Below are 24,592 nucleotides of genomic sequence, written 5' to 3'. Positions count from 1 at the left end.
GCCTTTTGTTCTTGCGGCCGCCGATGCCGGCCCTGCCATGGGAAGCCGTCCGGTGTGGATTCTAGCTGTCGATGCCTCCCTCGCACGCTGCTCCGCGGCCGTCCTCGCGGACGGGGTGATCCTGGCGCAACGCTCGGAGGACGCCGGCCGCGGCCATGCCGCGCTGCTGCCGCCGATGGCGCAGGCGGTGCTCGACGAAGCCGGCATCGACGCCGGCGCGCTGGATGCCGTGACCGCGGTGGTCGGCCCGGGGGGGTTCACCGGCTTGCGGGCCGCGCTGGCGCTGGCCCAGGGCATCGCCCTGGGTGCCCGGCTGCCCTGCCTCGGCGTCACCACCGGCGAGGCGCTGGCCGCCGCCCTGCCCGCCGGGATCCGGGCAACGCAGGCGGTCTGGAGCGTCATCGACAACCGCCGCGGCCGGGTCATCCTGGAACGCTTCGCACCGGGCGCCGACTCGCCGCTCGGCCCGCCGGAGGTGGTGGGCGAAGCCGATTTGCCCCCGGCCTCAGGTCCGGTCGCGCTGGTTGGCGATGCCGCCCCCACGGTGGCGGCCTGGCTTGCCGCCGCCGGCACGAACGCTGTTCCGACCGATGTCCGGATGCCGGAGGCCGCCGCCGCGGCGCGGGTCGCAGCGCTGCGGCTGGCCGGCAGGGTGCCGCCACTGGCCGCGCAGCCGCTCTACGTCGAGGCGCCGGCGGTGCGCATGCCGACGGGGGCGGCTGGCGGATGAGCCTGCGTGCGGCCGGCCCGGCCGAGGCCGCCGCGGTTGCCGCCTCGCTGGCGGCGCTGCATGCCGCCGCCTTCCCGCCGGCCGAGGCCTGGGGGCCGGACGCCCTGCAGCTGATGCTGGAAATGCCTGGCAGCTTCGCCCTGATCCAGGATGGGCAGGGCTTCATCCTGGCCCGCACGGCGGCCGATGAGGCCGAGATCCTGACGCTGGCAGTGATACCGGCGGCACGCCGGCGCGGGCTGGGCGGGACGCTGCTGGCGAGCGCCATGGCGGCCGCTCGCGCCCGTGGCGCGACGACGATGTTTCTGGAGGTGGCGGAGGGCAATGCCGCGGCCTGCGCGCTCTATGCCGCCGGAGCGTTCAGGCCGGTGGGGCGGCGCAGCCGCTATTACCCGGATGGTGGCGATGCGCTGGTGCTACGGCGCGAACTTGCCTGACAACCGGCTGAACATATCCTAACCCTTGCGCAGCAACAGCAGAACGGTGCCGTCGGCTGTTTCCCGTTCTGCAATAACCATGTGACCCTGTTCGGTCGCAGTCCGCGGAATATTGCGGCGCGGTTCTTCACCGCGCAATCGCAGCAAAAGGGTTTGACCGGACGCCATGCGGTCCAGTGCCAAACGGGTTCGCACGAAGGTCATCGGACAAGTCTCAGCGGTGATGTCGAGCTCGCGGTCGCCGCTGATTTCTTTTGTGTGAAGAAATTCCAAGGGTACATGTCCCGGAAATCGCGGAGCCGCATTGCGAAACGGCTGGCCATCGCAGTATAGCTGTAGCGCTGGAATTGGGAAGATGCGCCAGATGGCTGAAGAAACCCCCGCTGCCGACGTTCTGGGATTGACGGCTGAAATCGTCGCCGCCCATGTTTCCAACAATCCGGTGTCGCTGGCCGATCTGCCGAACCTCATTCAGGAGGTTTACAGAACCCTGGCCTCGGTCGGACAGCCGGAAGCGAAGCCGCAGCCGGAGCGGCCCCAGCCGGCAGTTCCGGTGAAGAAGTCGATAACGCCCGAATACCTGATCTGCCTGGAGGACGGGAAGAAACTGAAGATGCTGAAGCGGCATCTGCAGACCTCCTACAACCTCACGCCCGACCAATACCGGGAACGTTGGAGCCTGCCGCCGGATTACCCGATGGTGGCGCCGAATTACGCCAAGCATCGCTCCTCCCTGGCCAAGAAGATCGGGCTGGGCACCAAGCCGCGCGGCCGGCCGGCCCGCGGCGTGCGGCGTGAAACGCCAGCCGCCGCGGCGAAAACGGTCTAACCCTCCGGGCGGTGCGGGCGGGGCCCGCACTGGCGGCCGCGCCGGCACCATGCCACGCTGGCGCGCCGTGCCCCGCCCGGACCGGCAGCCCCGTGTCCGGCATGGTGGCCGTAGCGGCATGGCGCTATGGTCTCCGCCCCTACCAACCCTCCTGCGGGCAGGCTCTGCCTGCCCGCAGCAAGAAGGGCGGATCCCAGGCCGCATGCACACTCCCGCCACTGCCGAGCATGAGGGGATCTCCCGCATCGAGCGGCTCTGCATCGAGCGGGGCCTGAAAATGACCGGCCAGCGCCGGTTGATCGCCCGCGTGCTGTCGGAAAGCGCCGACCATCCGGATGTCGAGGAGCTCTACCGGCGTGCCGTGGCCCGCGACGACCGTATCTCGATCGCCACCGTCTACCGCACGGTCCGGTTGCTCGAGGAAAAGGGCATACTGGAACGGCGGGACTTCGGCGGCGGCCGCGCCCGCTACGACCAAGCCGACCGCGGCCACCATTACCACCTGATCGACGTGGACACTGGCCGGGTGATCGAATTCGCTGACCCCCGGCTTGACACGCTGGTGCGCGAGATCGCCGCCGGGCTCGGCTTCACGCTGGAGGACAACCGGATTGAGTTGTTCGGCCGACGCGTCGCCGACACGCCTGACCCTGCTGTGCCGCGCGGCAAGCCGCGGGACGCCGAATGACCGCGGATTTGCAACCAGCCGGGTTTGGCGAGCTCCGCGCCGGCAACCTCGGCGTGCGGGTCGCCTCCACCGAGGCGGAGGTCGATGCGGCGCAGGCCCTGCGCTACCGGATCTTCTTCGAGGAAATGGGCGCCCAGGCCGATGCCGCTTCCCGCGCCGCCCGCCGTGACCGCGATGAATTCGACGAGGTCGCCGACCATCTCCTGGTGGTGGACCATGACCTCGGCGAGGGGCCACAGGCGGTGGTCGGCACCTATCGGCTGATCCGCCGTGCCGCGGCCGCCAAACTTGGGCGGTTCTACTCGGCGGAGGAGTTCGACATCTCCCCGCTCATCGCCCTCCCGGGCGAGATCCTGGAGTTGGGGCGGTCCTGCGTCGATGCGGACCATCGCACCCGGGGGACCTTGCAGCTGCTGTGGCGGGGCATTGCCGCCTATGTCTTCGTCCACAAGATCGACCTGATGTTCGGCTGCGCCAGCCTGCCGGGCACCGACCTGGACGCCTTGGCGCCGGTGCTGACCTACCTCCACACCAAGCATCTTGCGCCGGTATCGCTGCGGCCGCGCGCGGTGCCACACCGCTATGTGCCGATGAACCGGCTGGACCCGGAGGCGCTCGATATCCGGGCGGTGCTGAATGAGCTGCCGCCGCTGGTGAAGGGCTACCTGCGGCTCGGCGGCTTCGTCGGGGATGGCGCAGTGCTGGACCGGCCGTTCAACACCACCGACATCTGCGTGGTGGTAAAGACCGCCCTGATCACCGACAAGTACCACAAGCATTACGAGCGCCGGCTCGGCTGGTCGGAGGCCGGGACCCCGGGCTGACGACCGGCCGGAACCCTGGCGGCGGTGAGGCTGTTCAGCCGGCATGCGCCGCACCCCTGTCCTGGCGTCGCTGGCCGTGCTGCTCACCGCGCTGGCGCTGATGCCGGCCGGCGCGCATCTCTTCGCCCTGCCGAACAAGCTGGCAATGCCGGCGGAGACCTACCTCGCGGCGCAGCGCGCCTATGACGGGTGGGCGCTTCTAGGGGTGCTGCCGATGGCGGCGATCCTCGCCAACCTTGGGGCCGCGCTGGCCCTGCGTCGCCGGGGCCGGCCGGCCGGAATGGCCTGGCTCGCCGCCCTGCTGTTGCTGGCGGGGCTGGCCATCTTCTTCACCTGGACCTTCCCGGCCAACCAAGCGACCGCGAATTGGACGCGGTTGCCCGCCGATTGGCAGGCGCTGCGAGCGGCCTGGGAATGGTCCCACGCCGCCAATGCGTTGCTGAGCTTCGCGGCCCTCTGCGCCGGCCTGAGCGCGGCATCACGGTCCGACGCAGGGCCCTGATCGGGGCAGGGGTGCGGCTCAATGCACCCGCTGCGGCTGGTGCGGGCTGTCCAGGCTGAAGGTCGGGATCACCACGTCGAAGGCTTCGCCGCTGGCGCTGGCCACCATGTGGTAGGTGCCGCGCATGAAGCCCGAGGGCGTCGCCAGCGGGGTGCCCGAGGTGTATTCGAAGCTTTCGCCAGGATCGAGCACCGGGCGTTCCCCCACCACCCCCTCGCCATGCACCCGCTGGGTGCGACCCTGAGCGTCGGTGATCAGCCAGGTGCGCTTCAGCAGCTGCACCGTCTGCCTGCCCTCATTGGCAATGGTGACGCGATAGGCCCAGACGTAATGGCTGCGCGCCGGCTCCGACTGGTCAGCCAGATAGAAGGTCCGGACCGTCACCCGGACGTCGCGGGTCACTTGGGAGTATTGGTCGGCAGGGCGGGCCATGGCATCAGCTCCGGCGCATCGTGGCGGTGGCGAGGCCGGCGCCGATCAACAGCCCGCCGCCCAGCCGGTTGCAGGTGCGCCGCACCACCGGCCGCGCCACCGCGGCGGACAGCCGGCCAGCCAGCAGGGCGTAGCCCAGCGCGTTCAGGGTGGCCAGGGCGACGAAGCTTACCACCATGATCACGGCCTGCGGCAGGTAGGAAAGCGCGGGGTCGAGGAATTGCGGCACGAAGGCCACGAAGAAGGCGATGCTCTTCGGATTTAGCGCGGTCACCACATAGGCGTCGTGCAGCGCCCGGCGCGGGGCGGCCACTGCGGCCTCGACCGGCGCCCGCCAGAGCTGCACGCCGAGCCAGACCAGATAGGCCGCGCCGATCCATTTCAGCACGCCGAACAGCGTGGCCGAGGTGGCCAGCAGCGTGGCCAGCCCAGCCAGGGAGAGCGACATCGCCGTCAGATCGCCGAGTGCGACGCCGACGACCAGCGGCAGGGCGGTGCGGACGCCGCCACCGAGGGAGCGGCCGACGACCAGCAGGATGGTCGGCCCCGGAATCAGCAGCAGGGCGGCCGAGGCGGCGATGAAGGCCGCCCAATTCTCCAGGCCCATCACGGCATCCTCCCCGGTTTGGCTGGCTTGGCGCCAGCCTGCCATGCCGGGCGCCGGGAAGGCTATGGCCGCGTCGCCCTACATGCTCCGGGGCGTTCGCGCCCCTTCGTGATCCGCACTATTCGGCGGCGCGCGCGGCCGGGCTGCCGGCGGCGTCCAGCGCCTCCGCCAGATCGTCGATCAGGTCTGCGACATCCTCCAGCCCGACCGACAGCCGGATGGTGCCGTCGGTGATGCCGAGCCGCGCCCGCTCCTCGGCGCCGATGCGCATATGCGTGGTAGTCGCCGGATGGGTCACCATCGACTTCGAGTCGCCCAGGTTGTTGGACACGTCGATGAGCTGCAGCGCGTTGCAGAAGCGGAAGGCGGCGGCCTTCGCCGCCTCCGGGCTGCCGGCCAGGTTGAAGGTCACCACCGTGCCGCCGCCGGTCATCAGCTTCTTGGCCAGCGCATGCTGCGGATGCGACACCGAGAAGGGGTAGAGGGCCCGCGCCACCTCGACCCGCTCCGACAGGAAATCGGCGATGGCGGCGGCGCTGCGGCACATGGCGTTGACCCGCAGCTGCAAGGTCTCCAGCCCCTTCAACACCACCCAGGCATTGAACGGGCTGAGCGCTGGGCCGGTATTGCGGGTGAAGGGCTGCAGCACCTCCTCCACCCACTTCTTCGAGCCGAGCACCGCGCCGCCGAGCACGCGGCCCTGGCCGTCCATGTGCTTGGTACAGGAATAGACCACCACATCCGCGCCGAGCTGCAGCGGCTTCTGCAGCAGGGGGGTGGCGAAGACATTGTCGACCACGACGATGGCACCGGCCTTGTGCGCCAGCGCGGCGACAGCCGGCAAGTCGACCAGCTCCAGCATCGGGTTGGACGGGGTTTCCAGCAGCACCAGCGCGGCCGGTGTCGACAGCGCCTTCTCCCACTGCGCCAGATCGGCGCCGTCGACGAACTCACCGATGATGCCGTAGCGCGGCAGCAGGGTGGAGACGATCCAGTGGCAGGAGCCGAACAGGGCGCGCGAGGACACCACCCGGTCACCGGTCTTCAGGTGGGAGAGCAGCGCGGCATGCACCGCCGCCATGCCGGTCGCCGTGGCGCGGCAGGCCTCGGCGCCTTCCAGCGCGGCCAGCCGGGCCTCGAGCATCGCGACGGTCGGGTTGCCGAAGCGGGAATACTGGTAGTGCTGCTGGGTGCCGGCGAAGGTCGCCTCGGCCTGCTCGGCGCTGTCGTAGACGAAGCCGGAGGTGAGGAACAATGCCTCCGAAGTTTCATCATGGTTGCTGCGGTTGGTGCCTCCGCGCACGAGAAGCGTGGCAGGGCGCAGCGGGCGGGTCGGCAGGGTCTTGGACATGGCGGCGAACACCTCGGCAAACGCGCGGCGTCCGGCCCCCTGGACGGGGCATGGGGTGCGAGGACGCATCCCCACGGCCGTTTAGCGCGCTTGTTTTCCCCCGAAACCAGGGGCCCCGTAGGGACCTCGCCGCAAGCTGGCCGGACAAATCGCGAGGAGCAGTTCAGCTACCGGAAAGGCATAAGCCCGGGTGGGCGAGGCGGTCAAGGGAGAGGCGATTTAGGATTCTCGGACCAGCCGGGTCTTGTCGCCTCTGCCATCCGCCAGTACCGGGTTGCCCGCCGCGGTGTCGCGCCATTATAAGGGGATGCTGAGCGCGGGCGTAGTTCAGAGGTAGAACGTCAGCTTCCCAAGCTGAATGTCGTGGGTTCGATTCCCATCGCCCGCTCCAGCCTCCCCTCATCCCCGCGGCACCACCCCCATCGCCTGGTTCAGCCGTGACCGCGCCCGGCCGACGCCGACCTGGGCCTGCGCATCCGCGGCCGCTGCCTCGATCTGCAACTGCCGCACGCGGAACAGGTCGAAGGCGCCGATCTCGCCGCTGCGGAAGGCCTGCCGCGCCGCCGCCACCTGCTGGTCCGCCACTGCGCGGCGGTCGGCCGCCAGCCGGCTCGACGCCTCGGCGGCCGAGAGCGCGACGCGGGCCAGCCTGACCTCGCCTTCCACCACACGGCGGGTCTGCAGCAGTTCCGCATTGGCGCGGGTGCGGTCGGCCTCGGCATCGGCGCGGCGGGGGGCGTTGCGGGCCTCGGTCGGCAGCGGCAGGCGCAGGCGCAGGCCGACCGAATAGCCGTCCTCGGTCAGCGGCCCGCCCTGGCGGCGGGTGAACAGCCCGACCTCCGGGTTGTCGATCGGCGTCGCCGCCACCAGCCGGGCCTGCGCCTCGGCGCTGGCCAGCGCCGCCGCCGCCGCGCGCAGCGCCGGGTGGCCGTTGCCATTCGGCGCCAGCGGCTCCGGCCGGATGGCGGCCAGCGCGTTGGTGCTGCCGCCGGTCAGGGTGGCGTAGGCGGCCCGGGCGCTGTCCGCCGCCGCCTCGGCCCGCGCCAGCTCCAGCTCCGCCGCCAGGGTCTCGTTGCGGCCGAGCAGCGCCTCGGTCGGCGAGATGTCGCCGAGTTCGGCACGGCGGCTGAAGTCGCGCGCCACGTCGCGGGCGGTGGCGAGGCGGTCGCGGGCGACGCGCAGCTCGGATTCCGCCGCGCCCACCGCCCAATAGGCATCCCGCAGCAGCGCCGCGACTTCCAGCCGCCGCAGCTCCAGCCGGTAGCCCTGCTCGGCGACGCCGGCCTCCACCGTGCCGGCGAGGGCGCCGCGCTGGCCGGGCAGCCAGACCGGCGCGGCGATCTCCAGATCCCATTCCCGCGCCCGGTCCGGCCCGCGGGTGTCGGAGCGGAAGCTGCCGCCGAGCGCCGGCGAGCCGGCGATGGGCGAGCGCACCTGCGCATCCCGGGCGCGGACGGCGTTGCGCCGGGCGGCGATTGCCCGCGCCCCGGCGTCGATCTCCATCGCGGCATCAAGGTCGCTCGCCAGCCCGCTGGCGTCCGCCACCGCCGCGGTGCGCCCGCGCGGGTGCCGCGGCGTGGCGGGATCGCGGCGTGCCACTGGCGGCCGGGCACTCGGCGGCGGCACGGACCCGGCCGGCGGCCGGGCAATAGGCGCCAGCGGGGCCGGGTTGACCTCCGGCGGGACGCCCAGCGGCCGGGGCGAGAGCGGCGTCTGCTGGGCGAAGGCCGGGCCGGCGAGCAGCAGGGTGGCAAGGGGCAGCCAGCGCATCCGCATCACTCCGCCACCGCCGGCTGGGTCGCCGGCATCGGCCTCTCCCGCGCCGCCTTCGGCAGGGCGAAGCGGTCATACAGGATCGGCAGCAGCACCAGGGTCAGCACCGTCGCCGTCACCAGCCCGCCGATGACGACGACCGCCAGCGGCCGCTGGATCTCGGCGCCCGGGCCGTCGGCGAACAGGAAGGGCACCAGGCCGAAGGCGGCAATGGTCGCCGTCAGCACCACCGGCGTCATTCGTCGCCGCGCCCCCTCCATCACCGCCTGGCGCAGCGCCAGCCCTTCCTCGGCAATCAGCCGGTTGATGTAGGACACCAGCACCACGCCGTTCAGCACGGCGATGCCGATCAGCGCGATGAAGCCAACCGAGGCGGGCACCGAGAGGAACTCGCCCGAGAGATACAGCGCAATGACACCGCCGATCGCGGCGAAGGGCACGTTGCAGAACACCAGCGCCGCCTGCCGCACCGATCCGAAGGTGAAGTGCAGCAGCAGGAAGATCAGCGCCAGCGCGATCGGCACCACCACCGCCAGCCGGGCGGAGGCGCGCTGCTGGTTCTCGAATTGCCCACCCCATTCCAACCGGTAGCCGGGCGGCAACTGCACCCGTTCGGCGACCGCCGCCTGCGCCTCGGCGACGAAGCCCACCAGGTCGCGGCCGCGCACATTGGAGAGGATGGTCGCGTAGCGCTGGGTGCCTTCGCGGATCACCTGGATCGGGCCTTCCTCCTCCTCGATCCGCGCCACCTGGGACAGCGCCACGGTGCGGCCGCCTGGCAGCGCCAGGACAACGCGCGACAGGTCGGTGGCGGAGCGCCGCAGGCTGCCCTCGCCGCGCAGCATCAGCGGGATGCGGCGTTCCTGTTCCATCACGATGCCCATGTCACGGCCATCGACCCAGACGCGCAGCGCCTGCTGCACGTCGCGCACGCTGAGGCCAAGCCGGCCGGCGGCGAAGCGGTCGATCGCGACCTTCAGGTATTTCATCCCCTCGTTGCGCAGCGCGAACACCTCAGTACTGCCCTGGGTCCCCTCCACCACCATCTCCACCTCGCGGGCGATGCGGTTCAGCTCGGGGATGGAGTAGCCGAAGATCTTCACCACCACGTCGCCGCGAGCGCCGATGATCATCTCCTGCACCCGCATGTCGATCGGCTGGTTGATTGCGTAGGAGATGCCGGGGAAGCGATCCAGCACCTGGCGGACCGCGTCGATGACGAAGTCCTTGTTGTCCTTCTCGCGCCATTCGGCGCGCGGCGCGATGGTCAGGAACAGGTCGCTGTCGTTCAGCCCGACCGGATCGATGCCAAGCTCATCGGCGCCGGCGCGGCCCATGATGCCGCGCACCTCCGGCACCTCGGCCAGGATCTGCTGCTGGATCAGCAGATCGGTCGAGGCGGCTTCGTCGACACTGACGGTCGGGTGCTTGCGCAGGGTGATGACCGGCGTGCCCTCGTCCATCACCGGCATGAAGGTGGAGCCGATGCGGGTGAACAGCAGCCCCGCCAGGACCAGACCGAGCACCGCGGTGGCGCCGATCTTCAGCGGGTTGCGCATCGCCCAGCCGAGGAAAGGGTCGTAGACGGCGTGCAGCCGGCGCACCAGCCAGGGCTCCTTCGCATGGCCGCCGGCCTTCAGCAGCGTCGCCGACAGCGCCGGCACGATGGTGAGCGAGAGCAGCAGCGCGGCGCAGAGCGCAAAGGCGATGGTCAGCGCCACCGGGGCGAACAGCCGGCCTTCCAGCCCCTGCAGCGACAGCAGCGGCAGGAACACGGTGACGATGATGATGACGCCGGCGACCAGTGGCACCGCCACCTCGCGCACCGCTTCGCCGGTTACCGTCATCCGCGCCCGGTAATCGGTGCGGCCATGCATCTCGGACAGCCGGTGCGCGACGTTCTCCACCACCACCACGGCGCAGTCCACCAGCAGGCCGATGGCGATGGCAAGGCCGCCGAGCGACATGATGTTGGCCGAGATGCCGGTAGTGCGCATGATGCCGAAGGTCGCCAGCACCGAAAGCGGCAGCGCCAGGGAGACCACCAGCGCGGCACGCAGATTGCCGAGGAACAGGATCAGCAGCACCGCGACCAGCGCGATGGCTTCCAGCAGCACCTTCTGCACCGTCCAGACCGCCGCCTCGATCAGCTCGTTACGGTCGTAGAAGATCTCGATGGTGACACCCTCGGGCAGGGTCCGCTGGATCTCGGCGAGCTTCGCCTTGGCGCCGCTGACCACGGTCTTCGCGTTCGCGCCGCGCAGGCCGAGCACGATGCCCCAGACCGCTTCGCCCTCGCCGTTGCGGGTGACGACGCCGTTGCGCGCCAGCGCGCCGAAGCGTACGTCGGCGACGTCGGAGACGCGGACCACGCCGGTGGGATGCGAGGCGACGACGATGGCGCGGATGTCGTCCAGGGTGCGGATGCGGCCCTCGGCGCGCACCAGCAGCGCTTCCTCCCCATCCCGTACCCGGCCGGCGCCGTCGTTGCGGTTGTTCTGGTCAAGCGCCTCGGCCAGCATCGCCGTGGTGATGCCGCGCGCCGCCATCGCCGCCGGGTCGGGCGCTACCTCATAGGTGCGGACATGGCCGCCGAGGGTGTTCACATCGGCGATGCCGGGCAGGCCGCGCAGCTGCGGCCGGATCACCCAGTCGAGCAGGGTGCGCCGCTGCATCGGCGTCAGGCTGCCGCCTTCCAGGGTGAACATCAGCATCTCGCCGAGCGGCGTCACCACCGGCGCAAGGCCGCCGGAGACGCCGTCAGGGAACTGGCTTTCCAGATCGTCCAGCCGCTGGTCCACCTGCGTGCGCGCCCAGTAGATGTCGGTGCCGGCGGCGAATTCGAAGGTCATCAGGGTGCTGGCGTAGCGGGTGATGGAGCGGATGTTGACGAGGTTGGGGATGCCCTTCATCGCCAGCTCGACCGGGTTGGTGACCTGCGTCTCCAGCTCCTCCGGCGGCAGGCCGGGGGCCTGCATCGCCACCAGCACCTGGGTCGGCGAGACATCCGGGAAGGCGTCGATCGGCAGGCTGCGATAGGCGTTAACCCCCCAGACGATCAGCCCAAGGGTCGCGAGCATGGCGAGCAGGCGCTGCCGCAGCGCCAGATCCACAAGACGTCCCAGCATGGTGGGTCAGCCCCCGTAGATTTCAGTGAGTTCCGCCAGCAGGGCGAGGATTCCGCGCGTCGCCACCTGGTCGTCCGGCGCCAGCTTGGCGCGGATCGATGCGGCGCTGCCGCTCTCGGCGACCACCGTCACCGGCCGGGCACGGAAGCCATCCGCGGTGCGGATGAAGACCCAGGACCGCCCGGCATGCCGCACGACGGAGCCGGCCGGCAGCCGCCATTGCGGCGTGCCATTGGGCCGCAGCGCGACGGAGGCGCTGACCACCTGTCCCGGGCGCAGCGCCTCGGCGCCATCCTCCACCTCGACCACCGCGGCGATGCTCTGCGTCGCGGGGTCGACGCTGCGGCCGAGCCGCACCACCTCGCCCTGCGCCGCAGTACCGGGCACGCTGACGCGCGTGCCGGTCTCGATCGCCACCGCCTGGGCCAGTGGCACCTGCAGGGTCACCCACAGCGGCTTGAGTTCGGCGATGCTGAACAGCGGCGCCGCCGGGGCGACGCGCTCGCCGGCGGAGACGCTCACCTGCAACACGACGCCGTCGACCGGCGCGACGATGGTCAGCGCCGGAGCCATTCGGCGCTTCGCCTTCAGCTCCTCGATCGCCGGCTCGGCCATGCCGAGCAGCGCCAGCATCTGCTCGCGTTCCTGCAGGGTGGTGCGGGCGAATTCATGGTCGGCGCGGGTGGTGATCAGGCGCCGCTCGGCGATGATGCGCTCACGGTGGAGTTGCTGGTCGCGGCGCAGCCGTTCCGCCGCCAGGGTCTCGCCGGCTAGCGCCTGGAGGAATAGCCGCTGCGCTTCCAGAAGGTCGGTGCTGCGCAGTTGGGCGATGGGCTGGCCCTTGATCACCGCCTCGTTCGGCGCCACCAGCACGGCCTCCAGCAGGCCGGCGGCAGGGGCCGCGACCACGCGTAGCTGGCGGGGCGGCACGCTGACCGTGCCGGGCAGCACGGTCTGGGTGGTGCCTGCCTCGGCCTGCACCTGCGCAACATCGATGCCGGCAGCGCGTTGCTGCCGCTCATCGAGGCGGATCAGAATGTCATTCGGCGCCGGTTCGGCAAGCGCCGGACAGACAAACAGCAAGGCACACGCCAGAAGACGAGCGCCGAAACGAATCCGCACGGTCGGAAGCCTCCAATAGGTTGGGAGGCGCACGGCTCAGCGCCCGAAGTTTCTGCACTGGACGGTGTCAGCACAATTTGGCTGGGCTCAACCGGTTCCGTCGAATGCAGAACATACCACCTTCGCGATGGTCTTCAGCGCCGGCCAGCGCGTGGATAATGGACGTTCTGTAAGGTTTTTCAAGCCCTCTCGGTAAGTTTGATCAACCTCCCTGTCAACCGGGATTGGGTATCGCCAGGGCTTGAAGCAAGGCCAGCCAGGGCTGCTTTCTCCACCGTGGCGTGAAATTCCTGGGGCCGGCGTGGTGGAAACACGGCCCCGATCGCCCGTACATCCTCATGGGGTTCGCCCGCACGCCATGGGCCGCACAGGAGCGTCAGCATGATCGTCCTCGTCACCGGCGCGACCGCCGGCTTCGGTCTCACCATTGCCCGTCGTTTCGCCGCGGATGGCGCGCGGATCATCGCCGCCGGACGGCGGCGGGACCGGCTGCAGGCGTTGGTGGCGGAACTCGGCGCCGGGGTGGTGCACCCGCTGCCGCTGGACGTGGCCGACCGCGCTGCCGTAGCCGCCGCCATCGCCGGGCTGCCGGCGGACCTCGCCGCCATCGACCTGCTGGTGAACAACGCCGGCCTGGCCCGGGGGCTGGAACCGGCGCAGGCCGCGGTGCTGGATGATTGGGATGCGATGGTCGATGTGAACGTGAAGGGGCTGATGTACGTCACCCATGCGGTGCTGCCGGGGATGGTGGCGCGCAACGCCGGGCATGTGGTGAACATCGGCTCTACCGCCGGCGAGTGGCCCTATCCCGGCGGCAATGTCTATGGCGCGACCAAGGCCTTCGTCCGCCAGTTCAGCAACAACCTGCGCGCCGACCTGCATGGCACCCGGGTGCGCGTTACCGACATCGAACCGGGGCTGGTCGGCGGCACCGAATTCTCCAATGTGCGGTTCAAGGGCGACGACACGAAGGCCGCCGGCGTCTATGCCGGGACCGAGCCGCTGACGCCGGAGGATATCGCCGATGCGGTGCATTGGGTGGCGACCCGTCCGGCCCGGGTGAACGTCAACCTGGTGCAGGTGATGCCGGTGGTGCAGAGCTACGGACCGCTGCGGGTGCACCGGGGCTAGCGGAGAGCCGGCGCGGCCCCGTCGCCGGATGGCCTATGTCCCGCCCCACCCCCACCGCCCCATCGCCCGCCTGCCGCTGCCGGAACTGCTGCGCCGGCTCAGGCGGAACATGCTGGAGATCTGGACGGACCGGCAGTTCTCCGAGCCGCTGATCGCCACCGCCGTGCTCGGCCGGCGGATCCTGATCTGCAACAGCCCGGAGACGGTGCAGGACGCCTTCATCCGCCAGGCCGAGGCCTTCGAGCGCAAGACGCCGCAGATGCGCCACGCGCTGGAGCCGCTGGTGGGGGACGGGCTGATCATCTCGGACGGGCTGGTCTGGAAGGACCGCCGCCGGGTGGTGGCCCCGGTCACCCATGCCTCCCGCATCGGCGCGCTGGCCGGGGTGATGACCGCGGCGGCGGCGGAACGCGGCGAGGCCTGGGCGGCGCGCGACCCGGCCGAGCCGATCGACATGCTGGCGGAGATGGGCGCGCTGGCCGCCGAGGTGATCTGCCGCAGCGTCTTCGGCCTACGGCTGGGCGATGCCGATGCCGGGCAGGTGGTGGCCGCCTTCGCCGCCTATCAGCGGAAGGTCGGCGCCGGGGACCTGCTCGGGCTGATCGGCGCGCCGGCCTGGGTGCAGCGGCTGCGGGGCTTGCGGCTGCGGCCGGAGGTGCGGCGCATCCATGCGGTGCTGGACGGGATGATCGCCGCGGTGCTCGACATGCCGGATGAGAGAGAGGCCAAGGGGGATGCAAGCCTGCTGCGTGCCATGGCCGCGGCCACCCTGCGCGAGAGCGGCCAGCCGATGTCCCGCGCCGCCTTCCGCAATGAGGCGGCAACGCTGTTCCTCGCCGGCCACGAGACCAGCGCCTCCACCCTCGCCTGGTGCTGGTTCCTGCTGAGCCAGGACGGCGGCAGCGCGGCGCGGCTGCGGGCCGAGGCGGCGGCGGCGCTCGGCGGCCGGCCGGCGGAGTTCGGGGACCTGCCCGCCCTGCCCTTCACCCGCGCCGTGGTGGAGGAGACGCTGCGGCTCTACCCGCCCATCCCGGTGCTGGCGCGGGAGGCGCAGCGGGAGGTGACGCTCGCCGGCCACCAGCTGCCGAAGGGCGGCATCGTCATGGTGGTGCCCTGGCTGCTGCACCGGCACCGGGCACTGTGGGAGGCCCCGGATGCCTTCCTTCCGGACCGCTTCCTGCCTGGCGCCCCGCCCCGGCCGCGACACGGCTATGTCCCGTTCAGCCTGGGCCCGCGGGTCTGCACCGGGGCGCATTTCGCCATGGCGGAGGCGGTGATCGTGCTGGCGACCCTGGCGCAGCGCTTTGCGCCGCGGCTGGCGCCGGGCGTCACGGTGCAGCCGGTGGCGCGGCTGACCCTGCGGCCGGGCGAGACGCTGCCGATGCTGCTGGACCGAGCCTGATGCGGGGGCTGATCGCCGCCGGGCTGGAACGCGCGCTGTACCACCCGCTGCAATTCCTGCCGAGCGAGCGGGTGACCCGGATCGGCGCCGGGCTGGCGGCGGGGCTGGTGCCGCGGCTCTACCCGCATCTGCACGCGCAGGCGCGGGAGACCTTCCAGCTGCTGCGCCCCGACCTCGACCCCGACCAGGCGGTGGCCGAAAGCTGGGCCAATATCGCCGCCACCTTCGCGGAGATGGCCCGCATCCTGCGGTTCTGGGAGGAAGGCAGGGTGGAGGTGCGCGGCGCCGAGCACCTGTTCGCCGCCCGCCAGGCCGGGCCGCTGCTGCTGGCCGGGCTGCACCTCGGCAATCCGGAGGTTCTGGGGCTGACCCTGGCGCGGCTCGGGCTGCGGCCGGTCGGCGTCGCCACCCGCCAGCCGACGGCCTTCCGCGAGCGGGTGATCACCGATATCCGGCTGCGCGGCGGCGGCCGGATGATCCGCGCCGACCGCGACGGCGCCCGCCCGGCGCTGCGCGTGCTGCAGGCGCGGCAGGAGACGCTGCTGTTCTGGATGGATGACTACATCGGCGGGGTGGTGCGCGGGCCCTCGCTCGGCCGTGGGCCGCGCATCACCGGCAACATCCCCTATGCGGCGCGGCTGGCCCGGCTGTCGGGCTGCGCCATCGTGCCGGGCTATGTGGAACGGCTGCCGGGCACCCGCTTCCGCACCCACTTCCTGCCGCCGGTGGCGCTGCCGCCGGACGGCAATGTGGTTGCCGGGACGGCGGCGCTGGATGCGGCGGTGGAGCCGGTGGTGCGGGCAAACCTCCGGCAATGGCTGTTCACCATCTCCTGGCGACCGGATCGGTAGCCTGGATCAACCGCCGGCGCGTGGCCGCCGTGCGTTCGTCCTGACCCACCAGGCCAGCAGCACAAGCGCCAGGCCGAACAGCAGGGGCGGCGAGGCCAGCGCCGCCTGCCGTGCACCCTGGGCGGCGGCCCCCCAACGCGGGTCGGTCAGCCAGCGGCTCGCCCGATCCGGTGCCGGAAACCCGGATGACACAGGCGGCAGCAGGCGGCGCAGCACGGGGTCGGCCAGCACGCCGTGCAGCCGGTCGGCGGTGGGGTAGGGCAGTTCCTGCGGGCCCTGCCTGCCCTCGAACACCGCAGGATCGCCTGAGCGGAGAAAGGCTGAGATCACCTCGGCATGGGCAACGCTCCACTCATGGTGGCGGTGGAGATCCCGTGGCAGCCGCGCCGCGGCGACCGCGGCACCGAGCGCCAAGATCGCAAGCCAGGCCGGCGCCGCGCGCCGCAGCCAGGTCCAGGGCAGGCGAAGCAACGCGGCAAGGTTGGCCAGCAGCCCGAGCGCCAGGATGTCGAGATAGCGGGGCGCCGGCGCGCCGGTTGCCCGGGCCCAGGCCATGGCAGCGGCCTGTAGCCCCGCCCACAGGATGAGCAGCAGGATCAGCCAGCGGATGTCGGCGGGCATGGGCCGCTCCCGCCAGAGGCGCCAGGCGAGCGCGGCCCCCGGCAGGCTGACGATGATCGCGCCCGGCAGGCCGAGGTTGAGCGGCCAGCCGGCATTCCTGCCGAACATCGCCAGGAACCCGCCCAGGCTGTCGGCCTTGAGCGGCGCGTGACCCTCCACCGTCGGGACCCAGCGGATCAGCAACAGCCCGGTGGCAAGCAGGGCGGCGATGCCGATCGCCTCGGCCCGGCCGCCCCGCCGGCGCAGCAGCATCTGCACGGCATGCAACGCGGCGGCGGCCAGGAAGACGAGGGCGCCGGACGCCATGCCGAAATAAGCGAGGACGCCAAGCAGGACGCCAAGCCACCAGCGCGGCGACCATGCACGGCCGGCCGCCATGCACCAGAGTGCGAGCAGGCTCAGCAGCAGCAGGAAGTAGATCTGTGACTGGAAGCCCCAGAGCGTATTCTCGCGCGCATAAGGAATGACGAACACGAGCGCCGTCGCGCCGGCGAAGAGGGCGGCGCGGCGCGGCGGCAGGCCGCGCAGCAGCATGGCCAGCACCACGCCGAGCGCCGCGCAATGTAACAGGGCGTTGAGCAGCATCTGCAGGATGGGGTCCCAATGCCCCACTACTTCCAGCACCGTCAGATTCAGCAGGCGGGTCAGCACCAGCCGGTGCTCGTTGTGCGGGATCAGCAGCCCGTCGAGCGAGAGGCTGCCGTCCAGATAGGGCCGATAGGTACGAACGGCCTCGTCATCCCACTGGTCCCAGAAGGGCACGATGCTTCCGAAGCTGGCGACCAGTGCGATCTTGGCGGAAAGGATGATCAGCAGGGCAGCCATCGCAAGGCGCCATGGCGCGGCTGCGACCCGCGCCGGCCCGGCCTCCGGCTGGTGCGGGACGCTTGTCATGAACCTCTCCAAAGCGGATTGGGTCCGTATCTGAACGCCGATCCACCGTGGCAGGCTGGACAGTTCCGCAGCGAAAGGGTCGATCCGCCTGCGCAGCAAGGGCCAGGCATGCCACCGATCCATGGTGGCTGTGGCGTCACGCCAAACCGGCGCATTGCGGGGAGGAAGCCCGGTGTGTCGGCGTTCCTGCCCTCGCCACCCTGGCCTGGGTCAGCGGCGCGGCCCGGCGATGGGCGGCAGCGGCGCCGATTGCATCGACCCGGGCGCAGGGCCGGGTGCTGCCTGCACCGGCAGGGGCGTGACCGCCGGTGCTTCCGGCGTCGCGCCATAGCGCAGCAACGCCCCACGCAGCGGGTCGGCACCCGGGTTGTGCACCTGCATCGTCACCACGATCTGCCGTGGCGACACCTCCTGCCCATAGTATTCGCGGTTCCAGGCGCTGCGGCTGGTCAGCAGCGAGCCCTCCAGCGCCACCCCGGCGAACAGCCCGCGCGACCGCGCCAGGGCAACGATGTCGGCCCCCGCCGCCGCGGTGGTGGAGCCCTCGATCCCGGCCCCGATGGTGGCGACGGCGATGGAGAGATCCGCGCCGAATTTGAACTGGCTGTCCATCACCGCCGAGAGGCCGCGGTCGGTCAGGATCAGCATCAGCACCTGCATGTCCTGGATGCCGAATTGCAGGCCGAAGCTGCCCGAGGTCAGGCCGTAGAAGGCCGGCGAGGACCAGGACCCCGCCGCTTCCCGCGCCAGCAGGGCGCAGCCACCCGCCTCGCCGCCCAGGAAGAAGCCGGCGCGGAACACCTGCGGGCAGACCATGACGGCGCGGGCGCGGCGGAGCATGGCGCGGGTGTCCTCGATCGCCGCCGCGTCGCCGGTCTCCAGCATCTCCTGCACCGCCAGCGTGCCGCGGTCGATCAGGGTCTGCGGCTCGCCCTCCGCCCGCGCCGGAGCGGCAGCCAGGAGCAGCAGCGCCAGCAGGATGGGCGCGCGCATGGCTCAGCGCAGCGGCGGCAGGGTGCTGCGCTGAACCGGGCCACTGCCCAGGGTGGTGCCAGGGGCCGTGCCCGGGGCGGCGCCGCCCGACACCGGCGGCGCCGCCGCGGCCGCCGCGCCGCCGCCACTGCCGTAACGCATCAGCGCCGCGCGCAGCGGGTCGGCGCCCGGGTTGTGCGCCTGCATCGCCACCACGATCTGCCGCGGCCCGACATCCTGCTGGTAGTAGCCGCGGTTCCATTCGCTGCGGGAGCTCAGCAGCGAGCCTTCCAGGGTCAGGCCGGCGTAGAGTCCGCGCGCCCGGGCGAAGGCCAGGATGTCGGCACCAACCGCCGCGGTGGTCGAGGCCTCGACCGAGCCGCCAAAGGTGGCGAAGGCGAGCGAGGCGTCGGCGCCGAGTTTGAACTGGCTGTCGAGCACGGCATTCAGCGCCCGGTCGTTCATGATCAGGATCAGCACCTGCAGGTCCTGGATGCCGGCCTGCAGGCCGAAGCTGCCCGTACTCAGGGAGTAGAAGGCCGGCGAGGACCAGGAGCCGGCGGCATCCCGCCCAAGCATCACGCAGCCGCCACCCTCACCGCCGAAAAAGAAGCCGGCGCGGAAGATGCGTGGGCAGATCACCGCGGCTCGGGCCCGGCGCAGCATGCTGGCAGCGTGCAGGCGGTCGTTCCCTTCGGACAGGATCTCCTGCACCGTCAGCGTGGCGCGGTCGACCAGCGCCTGCTCCTCGCCGCCGGAAGGTGTGCCGGCACAACCGGCAAGGCTCGCCAGGGCAAGCCCCAGGATCATAAGACGGCGCATCAAGCCCCCCTGCCAAGCCACGGAATTGGCGGGACGCTAACGCGTTGCAGCGCTTCTGTCCAAGGCCGCAGCGAAGTGTCTGGGCCCGGCCGCGGAATTCACCCGGCGGGCGGGGTCCAGGGTTCCTCGTTCACCGTGGCGACACGCCAATCCCCGCCATGCTTCTCAAGCCGCGTCAGCCCAAGGTTGCGGATGGAGAACACCAGCGCCTGGTAGGCACTCAGCCCCACTGCATGCGCCAGCGCGGCTCGGATCGAGCCGCCGTGGGCGATGATCACGATGTCTTGTCCGACGTGGGTTTCGACCAGCCGCTCGAGCACCGGCGCGACCCGGGCTTGCACCTCGGCGAAGCTCTCGCCGCCGGGCGGCCGCTCCTCCGCTGCATGCGGCCAGAAGGGGTGCGGCGGGTGGCGCAGCCGCTCGGTCAGCGCTTCATGCGGGATGCCCTGCCATTCGCCGAGGTATTGCTCGGCGAGGTCCGGCTCCTCGGCCAGCGGCGCCTCCGGGTAGCCGGCGGCGAAGATGGCGGCGGCGGTGGCGCGGGTGCGGGCGAGGTTGGAGACCACCCATTGCGCCGGCCTCGGCAGGCGGGAGGCCAGCCAGCGGTACAGCGCGGCGTCCTGCCGCAGCGCCATGTCGCAAAGCGCCACGTCCATCGAGCCGTAGAAGGTGACGCGAGCCGAGGGCTCGACAAGGGCGTGGCGGATCAGGAAGAGGCGGGTGGGTTCGGGCACGGCGGTGAATTACGCGTCCCGCCACCGGACGCAAGGACCTGTCCAGGCAGGGCATGGCGGGGAATGCCTCGCGACGATCACTCCCCTATGTTCAGCAGCGCCCCGCGCACCCGGGCCGTCTGGAACTGGCGCATGAAGACCAGCGCCATCGCCGCCAGCCACGCCGCATCCAGCGCGAAGGCGGTGCCGAGATGGCCCCAGGCGATGCTGCCTTGGAGCAGCGCCGCCCGCATTCCCTCGAAGACATGCGCCGCCGGCAGGGCCAGTGCCACCGGCTGCAGCCAGGCGGGCAGCACGCCCACCGGGTAGAAGACGCAGGCGAAGGGGGTTAGTCCGAACAGCACCGACCAGGCCAGGGTCTCCGCCCCGGCGCCGAAGCGCAACAGCAGCGAGGTGACGCCGAGCGCCACCGCCCAGCCCATCAGCAGCAGCGCCACCAGGAAGGCGACCACCACCGGCCCCATGGCGAACAGCCCGAAGGCGTAGAACAGCCAGGCCAGCAGCACCGCAGGCGCGACGCCGACCACCACCCGGATCAGGCTCATCGCCATCAGCCCCGCCACCAGCTCCCGCGGCCTCAGCGGGCTGACGAAGATATGGCCGAGGTTGCGGGACCAGATCTCCTCAAGGAAGGAGATGGAGAAACCCATCTGGCTGCGCAGCGCGACCTCCCACAGCAGCGCACCGCCCAGCAGCATGCCGGCGGCGAGGCTGGCGGTGTTGTTCTGCACGCCCGCGAGAAATGCAGTGACAAAGCCCCAGACCACCATCTGCAGCACCGGCCAGTACATCAGCTCCAGCACCCGCGGCCAGGACCGGCGGTAGAGCGCGAGATGGCGGTAGACCAGGCCCCAGATGCGGCGCAACGCGGCGCGGTTCATGCCGGCATCGCCTCGCGCGGCCGGCCGCGGGCAATGTCGAGGAAGACCTGTTCCAGATCGTCCCGGCCGTATTTCGCCAGCAGCGCGGCCGGGCTGCCCTCATCCACCGCGCTTCCCTGCTTCAGCATCAGCACATGGTCGCACAGCCGCTCCACCTCGGCCATGTTGTGGCTGGCGAGCAGGATGGAGCAGCCGGTCTCCGCCCGGTAGCGTTCAAGCCAGCCGCGCACCCAGTCGCCGGTGTCGGGGTCGAGGCTGGCGGTGGGCTCGTCCAGCAGCAGCAATTCGGGACGGTTGACCAGCGCCTTGGCCAGCGCGACCCGGGTCTTCTGCCCGGCGGAAAGCTCGCCGGCCGGGCGGTCCAGCAACTCGGTCAGTTGGAGTTGCGCCGCCAGCTCGACGATGCGCTTCTCGGCCTGCGGCACATCGTAGAGATGGGCGTAGACTCGCAGGTTCTCCGCCACGCTGATCCGCGCCGGCAGGGCGATGTAGGGGGAGGAGAAATTCATCCGCGCCAGCGCCGCGAAGCGGTCGCGCGCCATGTCGTGGCCCAGCACCGTCACCCGGCCGCCGCTCGGCACCAGCAAGCCGAGCAGCATGGCGATGGTGGTGGTCTTGCCGGCGCCATTGCCGCCCAGCAGCCCCCAGGTGGCGCCGCGCGGCATGCGGAAGGAGAGCATATCGACCGCCGGCGGCGCGTCGGGCCGGTAGCGCTTGGTCAGCGCCTCGGCGAGGATCGCGGGGGTTTCCATCGGGACCATATGCGCGCGGTGTCGGGCCGCGCCAAGGCGGCGACGGGCCGAGGGTCATCCACGGGGCCGCAACAGTGCCCCTTCGAACAGGGTGATACCCTCCTCCCAACCCCAGCCGATCGCCGCGGCGCGATCGGCGCCGGTCAGCACCACCCGCTCCGGCCCCGGCGGCAGCGCCGCCGCCAGCCCGCCGGCCAGGCGCTGAGCGGCCAGCGGCAGCGCCGGGGTCCAGTGCAGCCGCACCAGCCCCACCCCCAGCCGCGCGACCGGCAGCAGCGGCAACACCTCGGGCTCCGCCACGTCCACCGCCACGCGAAAGCCGCGGGCGGCGCAGAACGCCTGGGCGAAGAGGAACCCCTCCGGGTCGGCCAGCGCATCCTCGGCCGGCAGCGCCAGCACGGTCCGGGCCCGCCCGGCACCGCCGAGCATGCCGCCCAGCCGCAGGAATTCGGCGCTGCCCAGGCTGTCGAGGCCGAGGGAGAGGCCGATCGGGCCGCGCTGCCGCAACTCCTCCGGCCGGGCCAGCTCGGCCAGCAGCCGGCGGTCGAGCAGCCGGCGCAGCCGGCGGAACAGCCAGGGCGCCAGCGCCGGATCGGCCCCGGCCAGCAGTGCCGTCCGCAGTTCATCCACCGCCAGGCGGCATTCCTCCCACACCGTCTCGGCACCGCCGCCCCCCGCCACCAGTCGGCAGACCGGGCGGCGACGCAGGAAGCGGGCCAGGCTGGCATTGCCGAGCCCGCGTTCCAGCGCCGCCAGATCGGCGGTGGTCAGGGCGGCGCCGCTGTCCTGCGGCGGGACCGGGGCGCGGGGGCCGAGGCTGACCTCCACCGCCGCCAGCAGCGCCGCGGCCTCTTCCGGCAGGCGATGCACCGCGAAGGGCGGGCGTGACGGCAGATCGGCGGCGAAGAGGGTGGACAGCGCCGCCTCCGCTGCCGGCAGGTGGCGGCCCCGGGATGGCGCCACCACCACCAGATCGCCATGCGCCAGCTCGAAGAACTGGGCGCGGGTCGGGTGCAGCAGTGGCTCCAGCGCCTCCCGCACCAGGCGGCGATGGTGGGCACGGGTCCAGTCGGGGCCGAGATTCGATAGCCGCAGGTGCAGCGCCTGCCGCGCCGCGCCGGCGGCGACGATGCCGCGCACCAGCCGGGCCAGCGCCAGCGCATCGCCGGTGCCACGCCGGCCGAGCCCGCCCAGCGCCGCCGGCAGGCTGCCCGGCTGGGCGAGGGTTTCGCCCCTCACCCCGCCACCGCCGGCCCTGACACCGCGGCAAGGCCGAGCCGGCCGGCGAATTCCAGCGCCTCCGCGCCAGCCGCCGCGGTCAGCACCAGCCGTGCCGGATCGGCCCGGCGCAGCGCCGCCAGCGCCGCCGGCTCGGCCAGCGCCGACGACCAGCGCAGCAGCAGCAGGTCGGCCGGCAGGGCGGTGAGGTCGAACAGCGACAGGCTGGCCGCTTCCGGCCCTTCCAGCGCCAGGCCCCAGCCCTGCGCCGCCAGCGCCTGCCGTGCCGCGCCGAAGCCGGCATCGCCGACAGCGGCGAGGGGCAGCACGCCGATGAGGCCGGGCCGGGCCGGCGGCAGCGGCGTGACGGCGCGCGGCAGCGGCAGTAGCCAAAGGCCGGGAAACTCCAACGCCCAGGCGGCCAGCGGGTGCAGCAGCCGGGTCGCGAGCCGATCCTCCGCATGGCGCAGCAGGTCGGGGTCGGCGGCGAGGGTGCCGAGCTCGGCGGCCAGGTCGCGGCGGCAGAGGCGCAGCCGCACCCCGGCGGTCGCCATGGCGGTGCCTGGGCCTCCACCGGGCACCGGTCGCCGCAGCGGCCGGCTGCGCAGCAGCCGTTCCGGTGCCAGCACCTCCAGCCGGGCATCGAGACCGGCGAGGCCGGGGGTGGGGGGGACAAGCGCCGGCGGGCCGGCGGGCGGCGCCAGCACCGCATCCTGCGCCCAGGCCAGCAACGGCGCGGCATCCTGGGGCAGCAGCCAGACCGGCGGCGGCGGCAGCCCGGCCAGCCGGCCGAGTTGCAGCGCGGCCTGGGTGGCGGCGCGGGGCGGGGCGCCGAACAGCAACAGCTCCCCCGCCAGGGTCTCGAACACCTGGCTACCGGCGGCCTCGGAGACGTCCAGCAGCAGGGCGCGGGCCATGCGGCGGCGCGATGCCGGCCCGGCCAGCCTGGCCTCCGGCGCAACCCGCAGCGCCGCGCCCGCCAGCAGGCGCGGCAGCGCCGCCGCCAGCGGCGAGGCGGCAACAGGGCGGGGGGGTTCGGCGATGGTCACGGTCATGCGCAGTCCTTGCGCAGTGCGAAGCGGGAAATCCTCGGCTAGAGTCACGCCGGATGGTGAACGAAACCCTAGCGCCCGGCAGCCTGCCGCCGGGCATGCGCGTCTATGCCGTCGGCGATGTGCATGGCTGCGACGACAAACTGGCGGCAATGCATCGGCTGATTGCGGCCGATGCCCGGGCGCGGCCGGTGCCGCGCGTGACGCTGGTCCACCTCGGCGATTACGTCGACCGGGGGCCGGACAGCGCCGCCGTGCTCGACCGGCTGATCGGTCGTTCGCCGTTGCCGGAGGCCGAGGTGGTGAACCTGCTTGGCAACCATGAGGCGATGATGCTCGACGCCTGCGCCGCCGATGCGGCGGAGGGGGCGATGCCGTTCTGGCTTGACAATGGCGGGGCGCAGACCTTGCGCAGCTACGGCGTCGCGGCCGAGGACCCTGATGCCTGGGACGCGGTGCCGGAGGATCACCTGGAGATGCTGCGGCAACTGCCGCTGCAGCACCGGGTGGGCGACTACCTCTTCGTCCATGCCGGGGTGCGGCCCGGCATCCCGCTGGAACGCCAGGACCCCTTTGACCTGATCTGGATCCGCGAGCCCTTCCTGTCCTATGAGGGCGACCTGCCGCAGGTGGTGGTGCATGGCCACACCCCGGCGAGCCAGCCGGCGATCCGGGCGCACCGTATCGGCATCGACACCGGCGCCTGCTTTGGCGGAACGCTGACCTGCCTGGTGCTGGAAGGCCAAAGGCTGCGGTTCCTGGTGGTGTGATATGATGGCGGGTTCCGGCCGCTCGATGCGCGAATTCCGCCGAATCCCGCGTGCGTGGCTTGCGCCGTA

25 protein-coding genes and 1 tRNA gene are annotated in these 24,592 nt (G+C 71.8%); 11 read left to right on the top strand and 15 right to left on the bottom strand.

What is annotated here, in order from left to right; translation table 11 throughout:
- Nucleotides 1–52 precede the first annotated feature (52 nt).
- Nucleotides 53–730 carry a tRNA (adenosine(37)-N6)-threonylcarbamoyltransferase complex dimerization subunit type 1 TsaB gene (gene tsaB, locus H7965_RS02495; RefSeq protein WP_186768952.1) on the top strand — a complete coding sequence of 226 codons (678 nt, stop codon included), beginning with the start codon at nucleotides 53–55 and terminating at the stop codon, nucleotides 728–730.
- Nucleotides 727–1,167 carry a GNAT family N-acetyltransferase gene (locus H7965_RS02490; protein WP_186768951.1) on the top strand — a complete coding sequence of 147 codons (441 nt, stop codon included), beginning with the start codon at nucleotides 727–729 and terminating at the stop codon, nucleotides 1,165–1,167. Before tsaB ends, H7965_RS02490 begins: the two co-directional genes overlap by 4 nt.
- Nucleotides 1,168–1,185: 18 nt before the next feature.
- Here the strand turns inward: H7965_RS02490 and H7965_RS30685 are convergent, their stop codons facing one another.
- Complete coding sequence (locus H7965_RS30685; RefSeq protein WP_261394018.1) at nucleotides 1,186–1,440, bottom strand: sulfurtransferase TusA family protein; 255 nt, start codon at nucleotides 1,438–1,440, stop codon at nucleotides 1,186–1,188.
- A 91-nt stretch (nucleotides 1,441–1,531) separates the two neighbouring features.
- On the opposite strand from H7965_RS30685, the gene H7965_RS02480 reads away from it, so the two are divergent.
- The 4 genes from H7965_RS02480 (at nucleotide 1,532) to H7965_RS02465 (ending at nucleotide 4,010) form a co-directional block, all read left to right on the top strand.
- Nucleotides 1,532–1,996, top strand: a complete 465-nt coding sequence (locus tag H7965_RS02480) for a MucR family transcriptional regulator (protein WP_186768949.1) — start codon at nucleotides 1,532–1,534, stop codon at nucleotides 1,994–1,996.
- A 202-nt stretch (nucleotides 1,997–2,198) separates the two neighbouring features.
- Nucleotides 2,199–2,684 (top strand): Fur family transcriptional regulator, encoded by a 486-nt coding sequence (locus H7965_RS02475; protein ID WP_186768948.1) that lies wholly within the window; start codon nucleotides 2,199–2,201, stop codon nucleotides 2,682–2,684.
- Complete coding sequence (locus H7965_RS02470; RefSeq protein WP_186768947.1) at nucleotides 2,681–3,508, top strand: GNAT family N-acetyltransferase; 828 nt, start codon at nucleotides 2,681–2,683, stop codon at nucleotides 3,506–3,508. The genes H7965_RS02475 and H7965_RS02470 overlap by 4 nt, the downstream gene beginning before the upstream one ends.
- A 43-nt stretch (nucleotides 3,509–3,551) precedes the next feature.
- On the top strand, nucleotides 3,552–4,010 hold the full coding sequence (locus H7965_RS02465) for a DUF1772 domain-containing protein (RefSeq protein WP_186768946.1): 459 nt from the start codon (nucleotides 3,552–3,554) through the stop codon (nucleotides 4,008–4,010).
- A gap of 18 nt (nucleotides 4,011–4,028) precedes the next feature.
- Here H7965_RS02465 and apaG read toward each other — a convergent pair whose 3' ends face one another.
- The 3 genes from apaG to metZ form a co-directional block, all read right to left on the bottom strand.
- A complete protein-coding gene (gene apaG, locus H7965_RS02460; RefSeq protein ID WP_186768945.1) occupies nucleotides 4,029–4,442 on the bottom strand; it encodes a Co2+/Mg2+ efflux protein ApaG in 414 nt (137 codons plus the stop codon).
- A gap of 4 nt (nucleotides 4,443–4,446) precedes the next feature.
- The gene (locus tag H7965_RS02455; RefSeq protein WP_186768944.1) at nucleotides 4,447–5,049 is read right to left on the bottom strand and encodes a LysE family translocator; all 603 of its coding nucleotides are present in this window, start codon (nucleotides 5,047–5,049) and stop codon (nucleotides 4,447–4,449) included.
- Nucleotides 5,050–5,167: 118 nt separating this feature from the next.
- Entirely contained in the window at nucleotides 5,168–6,400 is a 1,233-nt protein-coding gene (gene metZ / locus H7965_RS02450) for an O-succinylhomoserine sulfhydrylase (RefSeq protein WP_186768943.1), read from the bottom strand.
- Between the two features lie 316 nt (nucleotides 6,401–6,716).
- On the opposite strand from metZ, the gene H7965_RS02445 reads away from it, so the two are divergent.
- Nucleotides 6,717–6,791, top strand: a tRNA-Gly gene (locus tag H7965_RS02445).
- A gap of 8 nt (nucleotides 6,792–6,799) precedes the next feature.
- Here the strand turns inward: H7965_RS02445 and H7965_RS02440 are convergent.
- From H7965_RS02440 to H7965_RS02430, 3 genes are read right to left on the bottom strand one after another with little or no spacing between them, the layout of a single operon-like run.
- Complete coding sequence (locus tag H7965_RS02440; RefSeq protein ID WP_186768942.1) at nucleotides 6,800–8,170, bottom strand: TolC family protein; 1,371 nt, start codon at nucleotides 8,168–8,170, stop codon at nucleotides 6,800–6,802.
- 5 nt (nucleotides 8,171–8,175) lie between these two features.
- Nucleotides 8,176–11,301 (bottom strand): efflux RND transporter permease subunit, encoded by a 3,126-nt coding sequence (locus tag H7965_RS02435; protein WP_186768941.1) that lies wholly within the window; start codon nucleotides 11,299–11,301, stop codon nucleotides 8,176–8,178.
- A 6-nt stretch (nucleotides 11,302–11,307) separates the two neighbouring features.
- Nucleotides 11,308–12,384 carry an efflux RND transporter periplasmic adaptor subunit gene (locus tag H7965_RS02430; RefSeq protein WP_186768940.1) on the bottom strand — a complete coding sequence of 359 codons (1,077 nt, stop codon included), beginning with the start codon at nucleotides 12,382–12,384 and terminating at the stop codon, nucleotides 11,308–11,310.
- Between the two features lie 420 nt (nucleotides 12,385–12,804).
- Here H7965_RS02430 and H7965_RS02425 point away from each other — a divergent pair, with 420 nt between their 5' ends.
- The 3 genes from H7965_RS02425 to H7965_RS02415 are packed head-to-tail and all read left to right on the top strand — an operon-like array spanning nucleotide 12,805 to nucleotide 15,807.
- Nucleotides 12,805–13,554 (top strand): SDR family NAD(P)-dependent oxidoreductase, encoded by a 750-nt coding sequence (locus H7965_RS02425; protein WP_186768939.1) that lies wholly within the window; start codon nucleotides 12,805–12,807, stop codon nucleotides 13,552–13,554.
- Nucleotides 13,555–13,582: 28 nt separating this feature from the next.
- Complete coding sequence (locus H7965_RS02420; RefSeq protein ID WP_229682396.1) at nucleotides 13,583–14,956, top strand: cytochrome P450; 1,374 nt, start codon at nucleotides 13,583–13,585, stop codon at nucleotides 14,954–14,956.
- Nucleotides 14,956–15,807 carry a lysophospholipid acyltransferase family protein gene (locus tag H7965_RS02415; protein WP_186768938.1) on the top strand — a complete coding sequence of 284 codons (852 nt, stop codon included), beginning with the start codon at nucleotides 14,956–14,958 and terminating at the stop codon, nucleotides 15,805–15,807. The genes H7965_RS02420 and H7965_RS02415 overlap by 1 nt, the downstream gene beginning before the upstream one ends.
- A 6-nt stretch (nucleotides 15,808–15,813) precedes the next feature.
- On the opposite strand, the gene H7965_RS02410 is transcribed toward H7965_RS02415, so the two are convergent.
- The 8 genes from H7965_RS02410 to H7965_RS02375 all read right to left on the bottom strand — a co-directional run bounded on the left by H7965_RS02410 (nucleotide 15,814) and on the right by H7965_RS02375 (nucleotide 23,756).
- Nucleotides 15,814–17,322, bottom strand: coding sequence for a hypothetical protein (locus H7965_RS02410; RefSeq protein WP_186768937.1), 1,509 nt, complete (start codon nucleotides 17,320–17,322; stop codon nucleotides 15,814–15,816).
- Between the two features lie 210 nt (nucleotides 17,323–17,532).
- Nucleotides 17,533–18,315 carry a lipid-binding SYLF domain-containing protein gene (locus tag H7965_RS02405; protein ID WP_186768936.1) on the bottom strand — a complete coding sequence of 261 codons (783 nt, stop codon included), beginning with the start codon at nucleotides 18,313–18,315 and terminating at the stop codon, nucleotides 17,533–17,535.
- Nucleotides 18,316–18,318: 3 nt separating this feature from the next.
- The gene (locus H7965_RS02400) at nucleotides 18,319–19,116 is read right to left on the bottom strand and encodes a lipid-binding SYLF domain-containing protein (protein WP_186768935.1); all 798 of its coding nucleotides are present in this window, start codon (nucleotides 19,114–19,116) and stop codon (nucleotides 18,319–18,321) included.
- Between the two features lie 98 nt (nucleotides 19,117–19,214).
- Complete coding sequence (locus H7965_RS02395) at nucleotides 19,215–19,850, bottom strand: histidine phosphatase family protein (RefSeq protein ID WP_186768934.1); 636 nt, start codon at nucleotides 19,848–19,850, stop codon at nucleotides 19,215–19,217.
- A gap of 77 nt (nucleotides 19,851–19,927) precedes the next feature.
- Nucleotides 19,928–20,731, bottom strand: coding sequence for an ABC transporter permease (locus H7965_RS02390; protein WP_186768933.1), 804 nt, complete (start codon nucleotides 20,729–20,731; stop codon nucleotides 19,928–19,930).
- On the bottom strand, nucleotides 20,728–21,483 hold the full coding sequence (locus tag H7965_RS02385) for an ABC transporter ATP-binding protein (RefSeq protein WP_186768932.1): 756 nt from the start codon (nucleotides 21,481–21,483) through the stop codon (nucleotides 20,728–20,730). Before H7965_RS02385 ends, H7965_RS02390 begins: the two co-directional genes overlap by 4 nt.
- A 54-nt stretch (nucleotides 21,484–21,537) precedes the next feature.
- Nucleotides 21,538–22,722 (bottom strand): hypothetical protein, encoded by a 1,185-nt coding sequence (locus tag H7965_RS02380; RefSeq protein WP_186768931.1) that lies wholly within the window; start codon nucleotides 22,720–22,722, stop codon nucleotides 21,538–21,540.
- Nucleotides 22,719–23,756: a hypothetical protein gene (locus H7965_RS02375; RefSeq protein WP_186768930.1), complete on the bottom strand. Its 1,038-nt coding sequence runs from the start codon at nucleotides 23,754–23,756 to the stop codon at nucleotides 22,719–22,721. The genes H7965_RS02380 and H7965_RS02375 overlap by 4 nt, the downstream gene beginning before the upstream one ends.
- A 56-nt stretch (nucleotides 23,757–23,812) precedes the next feature.
- Here H7965_RS02375 and H7965_RS02370 point away from each other — a divergent pair, with 56 nt between their 5' ends.
- Complete coding sequence (locus H7965_RS02370; protein ID WP_456308114.1) at nucleotides 23,813–24,523, top strand: metallophosphoesterase family protein; 711 nt, start codon at nucleotides 23,813–23,815, stop codon at nucleotides 24,521–24,523.
- Nucleotides 24,524–24,592 lie beyond the last annotated feature (69 nt).

The sequence above is a fragment of the Siccirubricoccus deserti genome, assembly GCF_014283215.1.
Taxonomy (GTDB): Bacteria; Pseudomonadota; Alphaproteobacteria; order Acetobacterales; family Acetobacteraceae; genus Siccirubricoccus; species Siccirubricoccus deserti.
This window is presented reverse-complemented; position numbering and strand designations above follow the sequence as displayed.

Coding starts and splice junctions, on each gene's coding strand:
- H7965_RS02475 (WP_186768948.1), top strand. CDS start 2,199: ATGCACACTCCCGCCACTGCCGAGCATGAGGGGATCTCCCGCATCGAG.
- H7965_RS02390 (WP_186768933.1), bottom strand. CDS start 20,731: ATGAACCGCGCCGCGTTGCGCCGCATCTGGGGCCTGGTCTACCGCCAT.
- H7965_RS02375 (WP_186768930.1), bottom strand. CDS start 23,756: ATGACCGTGACCATCGCCGAACCCCCCCGCCCTGTTGCCGCCTCGCCG.
- H7965_RS02465 (WP_186768946.1), top strand. CDS start 3,552: ATGCGCCGCACCCCTGTCCTGGCGTCGCTGGCCGTGCTGCTCACCGCG.
- H7965_RS02455 (WP_186768944.1), bottom strand. CDS start 5,049: ATGGGCCTGGAGAATTGGGCGGCCTTCATCGCCGCCTCGGCCGCCCTG.
- H7965_RS02435 (WP_186768941.1), bottom strand. CDS start 11,301: ATGCTGGGACGTCTTGTGGATCTGGCGCTGCGGCAGCGCCTGCTCGCC.
- H7965_RS02420 (WP_229682396.1), top strand. CDS start 13,583: ATGGCCTATGTCCCGCCCCACCCCCACCGCCCCATCGCCCGCCTGCCG.
- H7965_RS02410 (WP_186768937.1), bottom strand. CDS start 17,322: ATGACAAGCGTCCCGCACCAGCCGGAGGCCGGGCCGGCGCGGGTCGCA.
- H7965_RS02400 (WP_186768935.1), bottom strand. CDS start 19,116: ATGCGCCGTCTTATGATCCTGGGGCTTGCCCTGGCGAGCCTTGCCGGT.
- H7965_RS02490 (WP_186768951.1), top strand. CDS start 727: ATGAGCCTGCGTGCGGCCGGCCCGGCCGAGGCCGCCGCGGTTGCCGCC.
- H7965_RS02405 (WP_186768936.1), bottom strand. CDS start 18,315: ATGCGCGCGCCCATCCTGCTGGCGCTGCTGCTCCTGGCTGCCGCTCCG.
- H7965_RS02425 (WP_186768939.1), top strand. CDS start 12,805: ATGATCGTCCTCGTCACCGGCGCGACCGCCGGCTTCGGTCTCACCATT.
- metZ (WP_186768943.1), bottom strand. CDS start 6,400: ATGTCCAAGACCCTGCCGACCCGCCCGCTGCGCCCTGCCACGCTTCTC.
- apaG (WP_186768945.1), bottom strand. CDS start 4,442: ATGGCCCGCCCTGCCGACCAATACTCCCAAGTGACCCGCGACGTCCGG.
- H7965_RS02480 (WP_186768949.1), top strand. CDS start 1,532: ATGGCTGAAGAAACCCCCGCTGCCGACGTTCTGGGATTGACGGCTGAA.
- H7965_RS02440 (WP_186768942.1), bottom strand. CDS start 8,170: ATGCGCTGGCTGCCCCTTGCCACCCTGCTGCTCGCCGGCCCGGCCTTC.
- H7965_RS02415 (WP_186768938.1), top strand. CDS start 14,956: ATGCGGGGGCTGATCGCCGCCGGGCTGGAACGCGCGCTGTACCACCCG.
- H7965_RS02470 (WP_186768947.1), top strand. CDS start 2,681: ATGACCGCGGATTTGCAACCAGCCGGGTTTGGCGAGCTCCGCGCCGGC.
- H7965_RS02385 (WP_186768932.1), bottom strand. CDS start 21,483: ATGGAAACCCCCGCGATCCTCGCCGAGGCGCTGACCAAGCGCTACCGG.